Annotated in this window: 15 protein-coding genes; 3 read left to right on the top strand and 12 right to left on the bottom strand. The window is 48.9% G+C overall.

What is annotated here, in order from left to right:
• Positions 1 to 217 precede the first annotated feature (217 nt).
• Positions 218 to 613, top strand: coding sequence for an iron-sulfur cluster insertion protein ErpA (locus tag C3F13_09690; protein ID PWB53235.1), 396 nt, complete (start codon positions 218 to 220; stop codon positions 611 to 613).
• Between the two features lie 47 nt (positions 614 to 660).
• On the opposite strand, the gene C3F13_09685 is transcribed toward C3F13_09690, so the two are convergent.
• A complete protein-coding gene (locus C3F13_09685) occupies positions 661 to 1,287 on the bottom strand; it encodes a hypothetical protein (GenBank protein ID PWB53234.1) in 627 nt (208 codons plus the stop codon).
• A 144-nt stretch (positions 1,288 to 1,431) separates the two neighbouring features.
• On the opposite strand from C3F13_09685, the gene C3F13_09680 reads away from it, so the two are divergent.
• The gene (locus C3F13_09680; GenBank protein ID PWB53233.1) at positions 1,432 to 2,022 is read left to right on the top strand and encodes a hypothetical protein; all 591 of its coding nucleotides are present in this window, start codon (positions 1,432 to 1,434) and stop codon (positions 2,020 to 2,022) included.
• A 95-nt stretch (positions 2,023 to 2,117) separates the two neighbouring features.
• On the opposite strand, the gene C3F13_09675 is transcribed toward C3F13_09680, so the two are convergent.
• The 4 genes from C3F13_09675 to C3F13_09660 form a co-directional block, all read right to left on the bottom strand.
• Complete coding sequence (locus C3F13_09675) at positions 2,118 to 2,804, bottom strand: hypothetical protein (protein ID PWB53232.1); 687 nt, start codon at positions 2,802 to 2,804, stop codon at positions 2,118 to 2,120.
• 39 nt (positions 2,805 to 2,843) lie between these two features.
• Positions 2,844 to 4,244, bottom strand: coding sequence for an alpha-amylase (locus C3F13_09670; protein PWB53231.1), 1,401 nt, complete (start codon positions 4,242 to 4,244; stop codon positions 2,844 to 2,846).
• Positions 4,245 to 4,252: 8 nt separating this feature from the next.
• On the bottom strand, positions 4,253 to 6,043 hold the full coding sequence (locus tag C3F13_09665; protein PWB53230.1) for a hypothetical protein: 1,791 nt from the start codon (positions 6,041 to 6,043) through the stop codon (positions 4,253 to 4,255).
• Positions 6,044 to 6,321: 278 nt separating this feature from the next.
• On the bottom strand, positions 6,322 to 7,377 hold the full coding sequence (locus tag C3F13_09660; protein ID PWB53229.1) for an esterase: 1,056 nt from the start codon (positions 7,375 to 7,377) through the stop codon (positions 6,322 to 6,324).
• A gap of 220 nt (positions 7,378 to 7,597) precedes the next feature.
• Between C3F13_09660 and C3F13_09655 the strand changes: the two genes are divergently transcribed.
• Complete coding sequence (locus C3F13_09655; GenBank protein ID PWB53228.1) at positions 7,598 to 7,861, top strand: hypothetical protein; 264 nt, start codon at positions 7,598 to 7,600, stop codon at positions 7,859 to 7,861.
• A 99-nt stretch (positions 7,862 to 7,960) separates the two neighbouring features.
• Here C3F13_09655 and C3F13_09650 read toward each other — a convergent pair whose 3' ends face one another.
• From C3F13_09650 to C3F13_09620, 7 genes are all read right to left on the bottom strand, one after another.
• Complete coding sequence (locus tag C3F13_09650) at positions 7,961 to 8,809, bottom strand: hypothetical protein (protein ID PWB53227.1); 849 nt, start codon at positions 8,807 to 8,809, stop codon at positions 7,961 to 7,963.
• On the bottom strand, positions 8,802 to 10,964 hold the full coding sequence (locus tag C3F13_09645) for a hypothetical protein (protein ID PWB53226.1): 2,163 nt from the start codon (positions 10,962 to 10,964) through the stop codon (positions 8,802 to 8,804). The genes C3F13_09650 and C3F13_09645 overlap by 8 nt, the downstream gene beginning before the upstream one ends.
• Positions 10,965 to 10,983: 19 nt before the next feature.
• Positions 10,984 to 12,576 carry an alpha-amylase gene (locus C3F13_09640; GenBank protein ID PWB53225.1) on the bottom strand — a complete coding sequence of 531 codons (1,593 nt, stop codon included), beginning with the start codon at positions 12,574 to 12,576 and terminating at the stop codon, positions 10,984 to 10,986.
• 48 nt (positions 12,577 to 12,624) lie between these two features.
• A complete protein-coding gene (locus tag C3F13_09635; GenBank protein PWB53224.1) occupies positions 12,625 to 13,644 on the bottom strand; it encodes an ABC transporter permease in 1,020 nt (339 codons plus the stop codon).
• Between the two features lies 1 nt (position 13,645).
• Positions 13,646 to 14,656: a sugar ABC transporter permease gene (locus C3F13_09630; GenBank protein ID PWB53223.1), complete on the bottom strand. Its 1,011-nt coding sequence runs from the start codon at positions 14,654 to 14,656 to the stop codon at positions 13,646 to 13,648.
• Positions 14,657 to 14,908: 252 nt separating this feature from the next.
• Positions 14,909 to 16,090, bottom strand: a complete 1,182-nt coding sequence (locus C3F13_09625; GenBank protein PWB53222.1) for an ABC transporter substrate-binding protein — start codon at positions 16,088 to 16,090, stop codon at positions 14,909 to 14,911.
• Between the two features lie 118 nt (positions 16,091 to 16,208).
• Positions 16,209 to 17,453 (bottom strand): hypothetical protein, encoded by a 1,245-nt coding sequence (locus C3F13_09620; GenBank protein PWB53221.1) that lies wholly within the window; start codon positions 17,451 to 17,453, stop codon positions 16,209 to 16,211.
• Positions 17,454 to 17,575 lie beyond the last annotated feature (122 nt).

Genomic DNA, 17,575 nt, shown 5'->3' with positions numbered 1-17,575 from the left:
ACGGCCAACCAGCCAAGAATCGGTTGTTCAGGGTGGCGATTTTTTTCTGCGTAGAACGGGTATTCTTGAAGATCATCCAATAATCTTTCAAAATCATAGTAATGAGGAAATGATTCATTGGGTTTTAATTTGAAAATCATTGACATTCCCAGAGATTTCCTGATAAAATCACGTCTCATTGTCGGAATAGTCCAATCACTTGAAACCGGAGTTATGAATGACCCTTACAGAGAATAATCAAAATCAGCCGATCACTTTTACACAACCTGCAGCTGAAGCGGTGCGCACCGTTCTAGCCCAGAAAAATATGCCTGGGTATGCCTTACGCTTATTCATTTCTGGGGGTGGTTGCTCAGGCTACCAATATGGACTTGCCCTGGATGGTAATGTGCGTGCAGAAGACACCATCACCGAAACGAACGGGGTCAGGTTAGTCATTGATGAAGTATCCATAAAATATCTGAAGGGTGCAACCGTGGATTATGTCGAAGACCTGGCCAGCAGTGGCTTTAAAATCACCAATCCAAATGTGATTTCATCCTGCAACTGTGGACAGAGCTTTGACTCATCCGAGGCTGATAATTCAGGCAGCTGCTCTGGTTGCGGCTGCTAACCATTAGATTTTGATCATAAGCCATGGTTTCAGGACCATGGCTTTTTTTATCTCCCGCGAAACACCGAGATCATTAATCCAAATATCCCTAACACTCCAAACCCGATGATGATGAAACCCATCGGTAGCCCACCGGCTAAGCTGATGGGGGGAGCCTGTGTGTAAGTCGGCATCTGGACAGGTGCAGGCGGGGTGAAGGTCGGCATGCGCGTGGGACCAATGTCGATAATGAGTTGAGAAGCCAGGGTCGGGTCTATGGTTGGGGTCACCTTCGGCGTGGGGGTGGGTGGTGGCTCAACGATGGGAAGCTCACCGCCCTTCACGGTCACCAGGTATGCATATACCCAGGCTACCCCCCCATTGACCGTCGGGTAAACGATCTGTATCCAGCCTCCACCCGGTGAGCGGCCTAATGCCGGGACAGTCTCTCCTTGCTGTAAAACTCCCACAATCGGATATTCACCGCCCGCTCCAGGGCCAGCCCGGACGTTGATTTGTTCTTGATCTGAATTGACCGTCACCATTGGTCCAAATGGACTGCTGGTTACTGTGGGAATGGCGACTGTTGGTTGCTGGGCATGTGCTTTCGGTATCGCCAAGATAGTTAAACCGAACCAGGAAAATATCCCGATGGAAAGCACCATTACCAATAAAAACAATCTCTTTGACTGCATGAACACTCCGAAAATGCCTGATTAAATCTGAGGGTACGTTTCGTAGGGCGATTATAATCTAAACTATTACCCGCTGGTCATCACATGAGCAAGACAAATGGTATAAAATTATATGATAAAGCGGAAACCAACTGGAGTGACGATATGGAACAACGGATTTATCATGGTAACTTGACACCCTCGGATATCAGTGCTTCTCTGCTGGCTCATTTTAATCGGGGGAATTTACGCGCTCAGCAGCTGGGCGATGCTGAACGTCTGATCGTGCAGATCGGTACTCGACCAGGCGCCATGGCAGGTGGCGATACCACCATATCCGTTGTCCTGCAGAAAGTCGAAGATGGCGTGGCTGTCCAATTAGGGCAGCAAGCCTGGCTGGGTATTGCTGCCAGCCTCGGGACGACTGCATTATGGGCGATAAAAAATCCGTTCAACCTCCTGGGACGCCTGGATGATCTTGCCCAGGATATTTCCAACCTGCAGATTAATGAGCAGGTCTGGGAGGCTATTGACGAAGTCGCACGTGCCGCCGGGGCGTCGAAGGAGCTCTCCAATCGCTTGCGCCGGGCGGTCTGCCAATACTGCCGCACCGCTAACCCGGTTGGTGAACCAAGCTGTATCGCTTGTGGTGCGCCTCTGGGAGACGTCCAGCCTCAAACCTGCCCGAATTGCGGATTCGTGGTCAAGTCGACAGAGATAATGTGCCCGAATTGTAAAAAGCCATTGCCTATCTAAGCAAAGACAGCATAATAGAACACATTTTATTGAGTAAGTTCATTTCGAATTATTTTGCGCTGTTGGTGGATCGATCTAGCTGACTTGCGTGAGTATCAGCGTGAGGTCATTTGCTTGATGGCTATGCGAAGATTTGGCAGGATATCCTCTTCGCTCCTGGCAGGCGATGTCGCGAATGACATCGAGTATTGACCATTCTGCCGGGATTCCAGACGATCCAATAAGCGCTCCAAAACGGGTAGCACTTCAATATAACCAACGAGACCAATAAAATAAACCGCCTGCTGGCGGATTAACAGTGGATTCTTCCATTCGGTCAGGATGTTCGCCAGGTATCTGCCAGCCATGGGGCAGGCATTGAACAAATGATAAACCGATTTTTCTACCTGTGGGTCCATCAACACCAGCTCCAAGAGCCCGAAGATAGTTCCTTCACTCATGTTATGCAAATAGTTAATCACCGTCATACGAACTATTTCGGAAGCCTGCCTCGTTCCAGGCTCTTTGCTGATCAGGTCCGCCAGGATATATACCGCCCGACGGCGAACATATATATCGTTGTCGGTGATACAGGTGGCGATCATAAACGACACTAATGAAGATACCCGTTGGGCACCAAGCTCGAGCAAGGCGTCAATCCCGTGATGCCGTGTCATCGGATCTGCAGAAGTCAGGCATTCGGTGGCATTCCAGACCACCGGAAGCAGATCCCCGATATTCTCAGGGGCTTCGCCATAGACGAACAGCGGTAGCTGTATATTGGTCAGATGATCAATTGTCATTGATACCTTGCATATCCGGTGCCGGTAGTATACCGTGATTTAGCCAAGCCAAATACCTCCGAAGGCAGGTAAATGAATGTTAATCGAGTGGTTTTCAACCTTGATCTCACCTGTCGGAGTAAGCAACCCATGCAGGCGTTTACTATCTTCCCAGCCCATTTTTTCAACATTAATATTTACATCGATTTCCGATGAGCCTGGATTCATCACCACAAGGACATTGCCTTCAGGTGCCATCCTTGCGAAGGCATAGCAACTGGGAGTTGCGCTGCTTAACACTGGAATAAAATCTCCTCGCCGTAAAGCCACCCACTCTTTCTTCACCTTAATCAAAACCTTGATGAACTCTCGCAGGTTGGTGTTCCAATGAGCTTCTTCCCATAAAAACGCGCCACGGCATCCCGGATCCTTGCCCCCCACCAACCCAATCTCGTCACCATAATAAAGAGCAGGCACTCCCGGATAAGCAAACTGGAAAAGATAGGCGAGTTTGGTCTTCTCCAGGTTATTTTCCATGCGTGTCAATATTCGCTCAGTGTCATGTGAACCCAGCAGGATATACATGGCGTATGCATTTTCATGTGGATACAGCGCCAGCAAACCTTCAACCTTTTCTGCGAAATGAGGCACATCCAGGCTGCCACTGGCAAGTAGCCCTACAACCGCATCCATCACCGGGTAATCCATCAAACCATCAAAGTGCTCTTCTCCGATCCACCTTGTGTCTGCCGTCCATATCTCACCCACCAGGTACGCATCAGGGTTAGCACCCTTGACTACCTGCCTGAACTGTGCCCAGAATTTGTCATCATTGATCTCGTTGGGCACATCCAGGCGCCACCCATCGATCCCTTGATCAATCCAATAACGCGCTACATCCATCAAGTACTTTCTGGTTTTCGGATGGCCACTATGAAACTTGGGCAGGCTTTTCATCCCCCACCAGCCTGTGTAATCGGCAGAGCCTCCCCATGAGTAAGCATCCACGGGAAAATGCTTGACGTGGAACCAATCACGATAAGGTGAATACTCTTGATTTTCAAGGATGTCATTGAATGCAAAAAAACCACGCCCACAGTGATTGAACACCCCGTCTAAGATAATTCGCACATGGTTGTGGTGCGCGTGCTTCACCAGGCGGAGAAAATCATCCATTGTGCCTAGTTTGGGGTCAATGCGGTAATAATCGGTGGTGTTGTAGCGATGATTGGAGGTAGCCTGGAAGATGGGATTCAGGTAGATGGCATTAATCCCTAGATCGAGCAGGTAATCAAATTTTTGGTAGATCCCTGCTAAATCACCACCTTGAAAGCCCCACGTGGTCGGGTTGGCACCCCATTTCATTACATTCGGAGGATCGTTCTCAGGATCACCATTGGCAAAGCGATCGGGGAATATCTGATAGAAAACGGCATCTTGAACCCACTCTGGCACACTCATGGCGTATCCTACGGTAATGCTTGCATGTTGTCTAATTGCAGGGTGATATTCTCACTGGCGGTCTTTATTGCTTCACTCGGAGCTACTCCCTTTACAAATACACTGTAAATGGCCTTATCCAGCTCCTTTTGATAGATTTTCATGATACCTTCATCGACAGTAATTGGATAAGCACTGCCATACAAAAAAGCTTCCATCGCTTGTTGAATTAATGGATCACGAGGGTGAGTGGTATTCACGGATGGGATATGTCCTACTTCAGCCAGGCGCTTTTGTACATTCGGATCGAGCAGGTAGCCGATAAATGACAATGCAGCAAACTGATCATCCCCCGTGGTACTGGCGTTGAGAAAGACACTGTCCGACTCAACCCAGCCAGACATATGACCTTTGCCATATATCGGCCAGGGGTCAATCGCCAGGTTCTCTTTCCCGATCACCTCGCTCAGTAAGGAAAGATTCCAGGTGCCATCAATGATGACTCCTACCCGGCCACGCTTGAACATATCCAGATCCCAATTCGTGTTGAAGGTTACGGCACCAGCAGAATCATAATCGGCAAGCAGCTCTAACCATTCCAGTCCGTACTCATCATCAAAGGCAGGATAACCTTCCTCATCCATCAGGTTTCCACCCAGGCCAAGGATTCCCGGAGCAGAGAATAACGAGCCTCTTTCGAGGTATGAGCCCACTATGCCAGCACGCGTTGCATCTAATGACGAAGTTTCAAGCTCTGTAAATGTAATCGGAGCGGTTTCAATGATGTTTACATTCCGAAACATCACCATTCCATGCTGGGAAAGCGGCAGGCTGATCAACGAATCATCATATTCACCCGAGGCAAGGGCTGGTGGATTAATTGAAGAAAGATAATTCGGGGGGACAAAAGGATTAAGATCGGCAACCAGCTCTTCCTCGAAGAGGCCTGGTCCCCACTGGGCAGGACCTAACAATAAGCTGGGACCTTCACCTTGATAGGCAGCTTCCTCATACGTTGCATAAAGATAATCCTTGGGAATATACCGCAAGCTGAAAGTCACTTCCGGATAGATTTTTTGAAATGCCTGGATAAGCGTCTGTAATTCAGCGCTTTCTATACTGTTCCAGGAATGCCAGATGGTCACGGCACTGCCGGGCGGAGGGGGTGCAAGCGGAGGCTTGGGTGGGATTTCTGTCGGAATAACACCAGGGGTGCCACTGGTAATTGCCGGGAGTGGAAAGCTAGCAGGCGTAGTGGTTTGAGTTCCAGCTTGTGTGGCAAACCCAGCTTGAGTGGCCGCCGGGCGTAGTGTAGGTGTTGCCAGGTCAGGGGAAGCAGCCAAGGTAATCGTAACTAATGGACCAGGATAGCTGGAAGTGGATGTGGATAACGCTTCGGGAGCAGGGTATTGAGATTCAACCGTACTCGTGGGTGAAGGGTTGGCGGTAATCGTTACAAAGATGGTTGTAGATGGTATGGGACTCTTCGTCGCAGTCTGAACTACTGCTGCCAGCTGGGTCGGCGACGATAATCCGCTTATCGGAGGGACATAAGGCATCGCAGTAACTGTGGGTGTTGTCTGATCCCCTGGGAACGGGTAGGCTTGTTGTGTAAGGGCAGGATTAAATGTCAGGGTTGGGACGATGGAAGGCAGAGGCGAAGCCGTGCGAGTCGCAGATACTTCTGCAGTTGGACTCGGTGATATAGGGGTGGTTGTTATTGGAATTTCAGAGGCTGGTGCACGTCGACATGCGGATAATAATCCGCCCGCGAGGATTATCAGGCATATTCCAATGATCAATGTCTGAGGTTTTCGCATGATATGTCGATGATCACATGGTATCAAAAATCAGGCTCAGGTTATTCTCTAGACCGGAAGGTCAATTATACTATCGCTCGGTTTCCATCGGTCTTTCTCTACGAACAATAAACCACTATTTTGTCTCACGATTTCATTATCAAGATGATTGATTTACAGCTTCTTGTTCTGGATCTATTTCTGATTATAGGGTGATTTCCCATTTTGATTTCAAGCTCGAGATTAATGTTTCGTGACAGGCAATAAGTAGGGAAATCGTGTACCCATATCTGGTAATGTTATTTCCCAGCCCCGAAAAGGGCTTCTAATCCATGACCTACATCGTCAGCCCAAGAAGGGTAATTGTGACCGGCTGGATACTCATGATAGGTCAATGCATAACCTTTTTCAGTCAGCATTTGCTGCATGCGCCGGTTGGTGTCCAGCAATCCGGACAGGTCGTACAAGCCGACATCCATCCAAATCTTGATGGGACGATACTCACCCAGCTGCAGCAAGTCGAACACAACCATCTCGAAGTCACCCCAGGCAAACGCCCCTGATTGGCTGAGTACATTGCCAAAGACATAGGGGATCCGCACGCCGGTATACATTGCCATTAGCCCCCCCATTGAAGCACCCAAGACGCCATATGCTCCTGGATTCTGTTCGATATTTATTAAATCCAATTCCATTTTCGCCAGGGGGAGCACTTCAAGCATCAGGAAAGCCAGGGTCGCATCACTGCAGGCATATTCCGCAGTGCGGAAATCCTCGCCTGCGTTATCAATAAACGCCAGCGCCACTGGTTGGAGCCTGCCCTCAGCTATCAATGTATCAACCATGTTATTTAACCGCAATCTCAACAGATAGTCCTGCCCATCCCATACCACGATCAGGGGCACTGGTCCGACGGTCGGGGGATGGTAGAGGTGAACCGTTCGTTTCCGTCCTGCGATCAAATAACCTGTGGAAAGCTCATGCCTGGAGACCAGGCCATGAACGATATTTCGTTTTCTCCGGTTAAGTGTGGAAGGTCGATAACCAGGCATGGAAAAATAATTATTATCCCCTCCAATACCATTAGATGTCTTACGTGGGTTGTGCGGATCTAAAATGGGCTCCCCATCCTTAATATAGCCATACTCAATGTAAGCATCGCCAGGGAAAGAAAGTGTATATGTCCATATACCATTGGAGTGTTTTTCCATCACCGCCGGTTTATCTTCATCCCAACCGGTGAAATCACCAACCAGGTGGGGTGCCGTTTTTCCCTTCCAGACAAAGGTGACCAGGTCATTATCAATAATCGGCGTGGAGTTTGTTTTTAGGTAACTATTGATCTGATCTGGCATACAATTCCTTTCGTTACAGAGGTAAAAATCATGATCCGTTGATGTGAAGATTATATCCGGGAAACCAGAAACTTCCACCGCTATAACACGGCTTGGCGACTATAATTATCAGGCTTCTGATCCCCAAACAAATACCATGGTTGAGGATATAAGCAAGCTTTGCTCAATTTATCGAAGATAAGTAAGACTCTCCGACCAGTTATGTTGCGAGGATGTGACCTTGGAACCTGATTACGATAGTATGGACCCAGAAGAACGCACCAATAAATACCTGGCGATCATCTCAGCCGCTCTTGGATTGATCAGCATCCTCGCCGCTCTGCTCCCAATCTGCGGGGCCATCACGGGAGTCATCGGTGTTGTGATCGGATATTTTGGTATGAAGTCTGAAAGTAGGCGGACAGCCATCCTGGGGATTGTCCTATCGACGTTGGGAATCCTCACCTCGCTCGTATATATGGTTTTGGTCTCCTTAAAAAAATAAATCCACATTTTTAATGCAGTTAGTTTAGCAAAAGAAGATTAAGGTCCATCGGTTCTTTGATGAGAACCATGAGATTATTTACCTTAAAAGCGATCCGGTTTACTCCTGGAAGTTACCAAATGACAACCTCTCCAGCAGGGTTTTCTGCAAGAAAATGAAAATGATCACGATTGGGATGCTCATTAGCACCGATAAAGCTGCCATTAACGACCAGTGACGCGAACCCTGGATGAGGATCCCCGAGATCGTCATAGCCAGCGTGACTTGCTCACTGCGGGTGACGAACATCCAACCCATGGCGAATTCTGAGTAACCAATCAAGAAAGCCACGATGGCTGCAACGCCGATGGATGGTAGAGCCAGGGGCAGGTCTATATGCCAGAATGTTTGTAAATCCCCAGCGCCATCCAGATACGCGGCTTCTTCCAATTCTTTCGACACTGCCTGGAATGCTGCCCGCATATTCCACACGGCAAAAGCCACAGCAAAGGAGGTGTACACGATGGTCAGCGATACCAGTGTGGATTGGACGTTTAAAGTACGCATCATGAGGAACAGGGGCGTCATTAATGCTACTGGCGGTAGCAGTGTGCCAAGAAGCAAGACAAACAGACCCGTCTGCCTGCCCGGAAAACGATAGCGGGCAAAAGCATACGCCATGCTCCCGCCCAGGATAACTGAGAGGATTGCAGCCCCTCCAGACACGATAAGGCTATTACGCAATGCCAGTAGGAAGGTAATATTTTGGCCTGCTCGGTTCCACATCTCTACGAACACATCGAAGGTTGGTTTAAGTGGGAAGAATCTGAATGATGTTGGCCGGTCGGCTATCCCACCTTCAAACGCCAGGTAGACCAGCTCCCAGATGGGGATCAAGACAAACAATGCCACCAGAAACAGGGCAAGATACGTGAACACTTTTTGACCAGTGCTAACCCGCTTATGCATAGGTGACTCCTTCAGAAGCTTTGCTCCACCGGTTGAAAAAGACTAGCAAAATGATCAGGACCACCACCGTGATGACATTGATAGCCGCAGAGATCGAATACAAGCCATACTCTTTAAAATACAGGTATGAATAATACGCAAAAGTCCCAAAACCATTAAATTGCGGGGATGGGAAAAAGACGTAGATGAGGTAGAACTGGTTAAAGGCAAATATTACCCGGATGATCAGCACCGGAATGACCAGGGGTAATAACAAGGGCCAGGTAATATGCTTGAACAACGACCATCGGGCAGCGCCATCCAGAGCAGCGGCATCATAGACTTCGTCAGGGATAAACTTCAGGCTGGCAGACGCAGCCAGCATCACGATGGGAAAACCAATCCATGTGGCTGCAACAAGGAGTAGCAGTAAGGATAGATTCGGCCCTCCTGCATTGAGCAGCTTGGATATGATGATGGCTCCTCCACTCCCCCCGGATGTGCCAAAGGCTTGTGACACCCAACCAACTGTCGGATCAAAGGTGCGCAGCCAGATCAAGGCACCCACGAATTCAGGGATGGCCCAGGGTAACAGGAAAATCGTCCGCCAGACTGCCCGGAAACGAATATCTCGCTGGTGGAGCAATAATGCCAGGCTGATACCTAACACAGCCTGCAGACCCACTGATAAGACGGTCCATAAAAGTTCGAAAACAATCACCTCTGGGCTACCCGCAAAGACTGCCGTTAATGTTTTTAGTCCAGAATAATTAACCTGAAGTGAAGATGCGAACTGGTTCGAATCTGGGCTGACCGGTTCTACCTGGTTGGTTAAACCCAACCAGGTTTCCCGCCAGATACCTCCGTTAATCCCGTCTTTAATCGATCGCGCGTTGAAATCAGTCAAAGACATGGCCAATTCGTAAACAAGGGGATATAAAAGCAGGACAGTCAGGGTGATTATGCCTGGGACCAACCAGGGAATTGCCCGGATGCTCTCTCGCCTGGAATCATGTGACTTTTCTCGTTTTTCTCTAAGCCTGGCCCACAGTGACTTAACTGGATCTACCACTAGGTTCTTGGTACCTTCAGCAGCTGCGTAGGAAAGAGGCGCGGTTAGGATCAGGATATATTGCGGCCATTTCGTAGGCCAGAATAACAGGAAGACGATGGCTATGATCAGCCACAACCCAAAAACTCGCTGCTTCTTCCACATGCGTGAGAACCCGAAGATGGCTAATAAGCTGATGAACAGGTCGATGGCGACCACAAACACACCCGGATGCCAGGGGCAGGATTGAGCCAGCCATACCAAGACCTGCCAGAATGGCCAGCCGGTCTGCTGCACTTCCTGGGCAGTCGTCGTATATGCGGCATGGAATAAGATCGATTCCTTCAGCCTTTCAATGGGTGAAGGCCAAAGGTAAGGATCAGCCAGAAAGAAGACCAGCAAAGCGAGACCTCCCCATATGACCAACAGGGGTATGAAACGTTTGCGGTCGGAATCATCCTTTCGCGATAATATCCAATCGATGAGAATGGCAACCCCCACCACGCAGTACAGGTATTTCGAGGCGGCAGTCAAGCCAAGGAACACTGCGGAGGCAATCAGCCAGGCTATGCGTTTACGGCTTTTTGATGGATTCGAGCGAAGCCTGGTATATTTGATATAACAGATCACCGCCACCAGGCTGGTGAAAGCTGGGACGGCTTCCAGCATGACCTGGGAGGTGTATTTTATGGTGAAGGTGTGCACAGCCAGAAACACGCCGGCGAGTGGGTTTAGGATGCCCAACAGCAACACTTCGGCAGTTCCAAATATCGCCGAGACGGTCCGTGCATTGTGTAGCAGGTCCCTGGGGAGATATTGGTTAGGTCCAGCGGTGGTAGGCTCGTCTGGGATGAGTGGCTTTTCAGGTAACGGCAAGATGCTTAGCCCGAAAATGATCTTCGCCAGGGGAGGATGTTCGGGGCGGTAGTTGGTGTCGGTAAAACCTTTCCAATTGCCCGTCCGAATTAAGTCGGCATACTCTTGCGCTGCCAGCAGGTAATCATCTTCGTCGTAATCGACAGGCAGCTCATTCACTGCCTTCCAGCGGAGTTCCCAGGCTCCAGCTGCGATCAACAAAACAGCAATCACCGTCAGGATCGTGATCAGGATATTCTTCTTGGACATAAGTGATTAACCCATAAAACTAGGGTGCAAGCTGATAGACGTACACGCTGTAAGGGGATAACTCAGCAAGCGGGACAAACCCTATAAATGAATGCTCTACCACGCTTAGATTAGCATCGGCTTCCGTTCCGTATAAGGCCTGCAATGCATAAGTCCCATCAGCAATTTCTGACCCTTGACTAGCCAGGCTATACTCACTGATAGGGTTTTTGGTCAGATTGACCACCACCAGGAAAACCCCGGGATCGTCGTTGCGCAGGGCAGCATAAACGCCGGTGTTATCCGTTGAGACCATAACTAGGGAGCCGGTTTTAAATGTGGGGTTCTGGTTACGCAGGCTTAGAAATGTCTTGTAGTAGCTCAGTAATGAGTTCGCATCACCTGTCTCTGAGACTACATTTGCCTGAGGATAGTTGGTACCAACATCACGCCAGGGTGTACCAGTGGTGAACCCCGCATTCGCTTCGCTATTCCATTGCATAGGTCGGCGGATATCCTCGTCCGGCTTTACCCCTTCCATGCCGATCTCTTCCCCATAATAGATAAATACTGTGCCCGGTGATGTCAGCATCAAGCCGGCCGCGACTTTAGCTTTATCCACATTACCAGCCATCACGCTCATCACCCTGTTTTGGTCATGGTTGGTTAAAAAGGTAGCTAGCGGACCATTGGGCAAGTCTTTGAGTGTGAATTGCACGGCACTGTTCATGGCGGTGTTCGATTCTCCCTGAGCGCTATTGACGAAACCACCCGCCAGCTCAAAACTAAAGATCTCATCTAGCTCGTTTTCGTAGGTCTTAGCGCTGAATGCTCCAGCTCCCCATACTTCACCAACAGTGAAGGCGCTGGGGTCGGTCGCCTTGTAGGCTGTGTAAAACTTTTCCAACCAGACGTGCGAAGAGGCGGTGTTTTCCTGTTTTTGCCCCTCTTCAATGAGATATTTAACTGCATCCACCCTGAATCCATCCACACCGATATCAGATAACCAGAAATCAACGACCTTCAGCATTCCCGTGCTCACCTCCGGATTGTTGTAATTGAGGTCTGGCATCGTATCGCTGAACACCCCGTAATAATATCCATTTTTCCCTGGGTGCCAAGGGTAACCCAGTGGGCCGGAATAGCCTGGGTCGCTGATGGACCAGATGTACCAGTTGCGGTAGGCAGCTTCTAAGCTGCTGTTGGAATCCACGAACCAAGGATTTTTGTTGGAGGTGTGATTGATCACCAGGTCAATGATCAGGTACATATTCCGCTGGTGGACTGCATCCAGCAACCGTTTAAAATCCTCCATACTGCCATATTGCGGATTGACATTGAAATAATTTATCACATCATAACCATGGTAAGAGGGTGATGGGTGGATGGGCATTAACCAGATGGCGTTTACCCCAAGATCTTGCAGGTAATCAAGCTTGGCGGTGATGCCGTTAAAATCACCAATACCATCCCCATCCGTGTCGTAGAAACTACGCACAAAAATTTCATAAAAAACGGCAGTTTCCCACCAGGGCGCCTGTTCTGCTGCGGTTGGAGTGGCCTTGTTTGAGCCGAAGCCTGCACAACCCACCAAAACAGCTGCCAATAATACGACAACGAGCAATCGCTTCATATAATTCTCCGGAATCAAAAAGGCGACCTTGCGGTCGCCTTCTTTCGTCTATCCTTTCACGCCGCCCAATGTCAGGCCGCTGACGATTTGTTTTTGAAGTATGATGTAGATGATCGCCACCGGTGCTGCCACGATGATCGAAAATGCCGAGAAGGTATTCCATGGGATGGAGGTGGCATACTGCCCGGTCATGTTATATAGAGTCATGGAAAGCGTATAATTTTGTGGTTTGGTGAGGAATAACCATGGGAGGACAAATTCCTGCCAGTAACCAATGAAACCCAGGAAGAATGTGACCGCCAGTTGAGGTACTGCCAGGGGAAGTACAATCTTAAAAAATATCTGATTGGAACTTGCCCCATCGATCTTGCCGGCTTCTTCCAATTCTTTCGGAATGGTATCAAGATAACCTTTGAGATTCCAGATTGCAAAAGGAAGGGCTCCTGAAATCATAGCAATCCCTACCCCTAGCAGCGAGTCACGTAGATTAAAAATGATCTTGGGAGTCACACCAGCAACACATGACATAAAGGGGGTTAATGCGTACAAACCTCCCCCACAATTAACAAACTTGATGCTGTTCAAAAGCAAAAACAGAGGTGTAGCCAGGCCAACCCCTGGCATTAGCAGGGGCACAAATACCAAGATCATTAAAACCTGCCGCATGGAGAAATTAAAACGCGAAAAAGCATAGGCAGCGCTGACTGCAATGAGCAGGGAAATGAGTCCCACACTCACGGATAGTATGAAACTGTTCAACGCCAACCTGCCAAAGGTTACTGGGTTGGCTGTCGGTCGGTCAACAACTTGCTTGAATGCTCCAAAATTAATTTCTTTTGGAAACAATTGCAGCGATGTGGGACGTTCCGATTTTGAACTCAATGACATGGTGATCACGTACATCAAGGGGAACATCACTTCTATTGCAATGACGAGACACAAAAGCTGGATCAAAAGTTGTCGCCACAAAGGTAGCTTTCTACCTACGCCTTTAGCACCGGATGTATCCATGGTGAAAAAACGGACCAGAAAATTCTTGGGTTTTGAGGATTCAGCCTGTATCGCCATGTTATGCCTCCGAAGCCGCAGTTGCACGGGTTATGCGGTTAGTGATCAGGAATATCGTAAGCGCTACGACCAAGATGATCATCGAAAAGGCTGCCGCAGCACCATATAACCGCAGGTTTCGGACCAGATCATAGGCGAATGTCACCAGGATTTCGGTTGACCGTGCTGGACCGCCTCCGGTCATGAAGTATACGAAGTTGAATAGGTTGAAGGAAAGGGTGAACCCATAAATGGCAGCCGGGATCATGGCAGGGCGGATCAACGGCAGGGTAATATTCCAAAACTGCTGTGAACCAGACGCTCCATCGATATCAGCTGCTTCATACAAATCTTTGGGGATACTCTGGAGAGCCCCGGTCGCTACTAAGGCCATAAAAGGCCATCCCAGCCAGAAGTTAGCGATCATCATGGCATAATAAGCCAGCGGCAGAGGGGAATTGGGTAGCAGCCAGGGAATAGGGGGCGTATACTCGGTTAGCCAGCGGAGATGGACTGGGTTGACCGATCCGAAAAGGTGCGCAACGGCGGATAACCCCTGGTTGATTGCGCCATACTGTTCATCAAAAATATTGCGCCAGACAGTCGCGACCACGAGGGGTGGGATGACGATCGGTAATACATAGATGGCTCGATAAACCCGCTTAAACCATATCCCATGAATATTTAGCAGGACCGCGATAAGGATGCCTGCCGGGACATGCACGGCAACGTTGGTGATCGCCCACCAGAAGTTATAAGTGAGAACCCGGAAGAAATCAAAATTCTGTACCGGTAATCCACCGGTAAAGATATCAATATAATTTTTGATTCCAATCCAACTCAATTTGGGGGACGATATGCCGTACAGTAAATCTTTAGTTTGGAAATCTGAGAAGGAGATGATAAATTGATAGACCAGGGGATAAAAAGTGATGATCCCCATCACGATGAACGCAGGTGCAAGGTATATGTATGGTAACCCCCCTCGTCGCAATGCATTCTTTCCTCTGCTAAAAGCAGTTGCAGCTCCCATGGATACCTCCGTTACGGATGGAATTGATATGATCAATGCTCAAAATGGAACGGAAAATACCAAAAATATACGAAAGAAGTTAAGTTGTCACACCATTAGAAAGATAGCTATTTATATCACATCACGATTAAAATGCCTATTGGCTTAATTATAAATATCACAAAAAAAATAGAAGCAAACAGGGTAATCCCTGTTTGCTTCTATCCTTGCTTTCAGAAAAATATCTTTCTGAACATTCCCAATCTTAAAGAACTACTTATTGGCGGCAGCAGTCGCATCCTTAACCCAGGTCGCGGGATCAACACCCTTCTCGAAGACCTGGTCCTGACCGCAGAAGTTCGACCAGTACAAGCCTAATTGCGGTACCTGCGGGCGAACGTAACCGTTTTTGAAGGCTTCCAGCAAACCCTGGAGTAGTGGATTGGTAACATTTGCGGTGGTGATGGCGGGAACGTGGCCGGCCTTCATCATTTCTTCCTGTGCCTTGGCTCCGGTCAGATACATGGCAACCTCAATAGCGCCTTCCTTATTCTGACTGTTCGGGTTGATATAGTAACCATCAACACCCAGGAGCGGGTTAGCAGGGCCAACCGGACCAGCGGGGAGCGGGGCTACACCCAGATTGTCACCCAGGGCTTTTTGATAATCGCCCATGGCCCAGTTACCGTTGGTGATGGCGTAAATTTTGCCCTCGGTGAAGGGAGCTAAACCATCACTGTCAGTCTTCGGCCATTGGTTTGTCTTTGCTATCTGATACAGATCATTCAAGTAGGTCATAGCATCAGTGACGCCAGTACCCTGATCGGCAATGACTTTCCAATTCTCGTCAAAGATCTGGCCACCGAAGGCACCGTAGAAGCCCCAGTCGTGGTAGCAGCCAAAGCTGATACCAATTGGTGTGCCGGCTTCCATCATGGCCTTCAGTTCGTCAGTGGTGGCGGGTGGGGTAGCCATTTTGGTCTTGTCATACCAGAAGACAACTGCCTTCAAGGATTCAGGAATTCCATATAGTTTTCCTTCCACCTTCATGCCATCGATTGAGAGCGGGGCGTAATCGGTTAGTTTGCTCAAGGCCAGATCGGTAATATCAGCAATCAAACCGGCACGAGCATCATCACCCAAGCTGTCATTCGGAGCAATGAACATGTCAGGTCCACCACCGGCGGCAACGTCGGTGCGATACTTGTTGTAAATATCATTAAAGGGAACCTGCAGGACGTTGATCTTGTACTGCGGCAGATCAGCAACTGCCTGGCTGAGAACTGCAGTCAAGGCGACCTCTTCCTGTGAGCCAGTGCCATAGGCATGCCAGAAAGTGATCTCTGTCTGGGGCACAGCTGTCGGTTGCGGTGCTTCAGTGGTGGCGGTTGCGCATGCTGACATGATCATCGCGGCAAGAATAAGTACTGTCAGCAAACTCCAAAATTTCTTCATTATTATTTCTCCTCTTTGTTATTCTTTTGTTGAAAGTTAGTCGTGATTCAAAACTGATAATTAATTATGTTGGGTATATACGGTTAGATGCGCTGTTCTCATCCTCCTTTCATGTACATTATACATCCACTAGGCGGTCAAGTGAAAGGTTGATTGCCTTCACTACCGCGCCCATACTGGAGGCACGCCTTCCAAGCACCGCAGATGTGATTCGTACCGCCTCGGCTGCGGAATGCAGGCTTCTTTCCATGACGGTTTTCCTGATTGGCTCAAGGAGCAAATCTCCGAGTTGAGAAACTCCCCCACCAATCACAACCATGCCCGGATTGAATAAATTAACCAGGCTGGCAATTGCTATCCCCAGGTGAGAACCGGCTTCGGTGATAATTTGTTGGGCCACCAAATCTCCCCGCTGTGCGGCAGCAGCCACATTTACCGCCAGGATTTTTTTCTGCGGGATGGCTGAGAGTTCGGTTCGTTTTCCAGCTTCGATAGCTTCACGGGCTTTCCTGGCGATCGCTAAACCACCGGCCATCGCTTCCAAGCAGCCGTAGTTCCCGCAGGTACATAACGGCCCATTTTCCTGGATCGTGATGTGGCCTATCTCACCCGCACTTCCGGTTGTTCCCCGATAAACCTGACCGTCAAGTAGTAAACCGGCACCTACGCCGGTGCCGACCTTAATATATGCCAGGTTGGCTTCAGCCCTGCCGGCTCCGTAAGCCCATTCACCAAGGGCTCCCAGTTCCGCATCATTCCCAAGCGATACCGGCACATGCCAGAGTTCTTCAAGGTGTTTCCGGATTGGATACTTATCCCAGCCAGGCATGATGGGGGGTGAGGAAACCTCACCTACATCAGCAACCACCGGCCCAGGAACACCCATGCCTACTGCGGTCACCTGGTTAATGTTTAATTTCAAGCGAGCCAATAATTCTGATAGATAAGCATCGACCTTGGATAAGCAGGCGAGTGGGCCATCAGCCACCGAGAAAGGATGTTCGATTTCTTCGAGTACATGGGCGGAAAAGTCGGTGACGACCAGGCCAAGATGGGTCGCACCCATGTCAACTCCGACGATATAACCATATTCAGGGTTGATCGCCAATAAAATTGGTCGTCTCCCACCCGTGGTGGGGCCAGTTTCTGTTTCATCAACCAAGCCAATACGTACCAGGTCTTCGATGATCGAAGAGACTGCAGCGCGTGTCAGGAACATCTGGCGGGCGATCTCAGCCCGCGATATTCCCCCAGGTGTAAAGCGGATCATATCCAATATCATCCGCTTATTAATGGACTTGACATTCCGTATCTGGTAGGTTCTGCTCAATGCGCTGAAATTCATCCCACTATTTACCGACATCTTACCTTTGTATATATTCTAACATATCATTAATAGATTGTCAATTATATTAACAATATAATAACATATAGTTAACTATTAAAACAAACTGAGGATGGTCGATTACGCAACCTTTTTTCTGT

It is taken from the genome of Anaerolineales bacterium (assembly GCA_003105035.1).
In the GTDB taxonomy this organism is placed as follows: Bacteria; Chloroflexota; Anaerolineae; order Anaerolineales; family UBA4823; genus FEB-25.
Note: the sequence above shows the minus strand (reverse complement) of the source record. Positions and strands in the feature narration are given on the sequence as shown.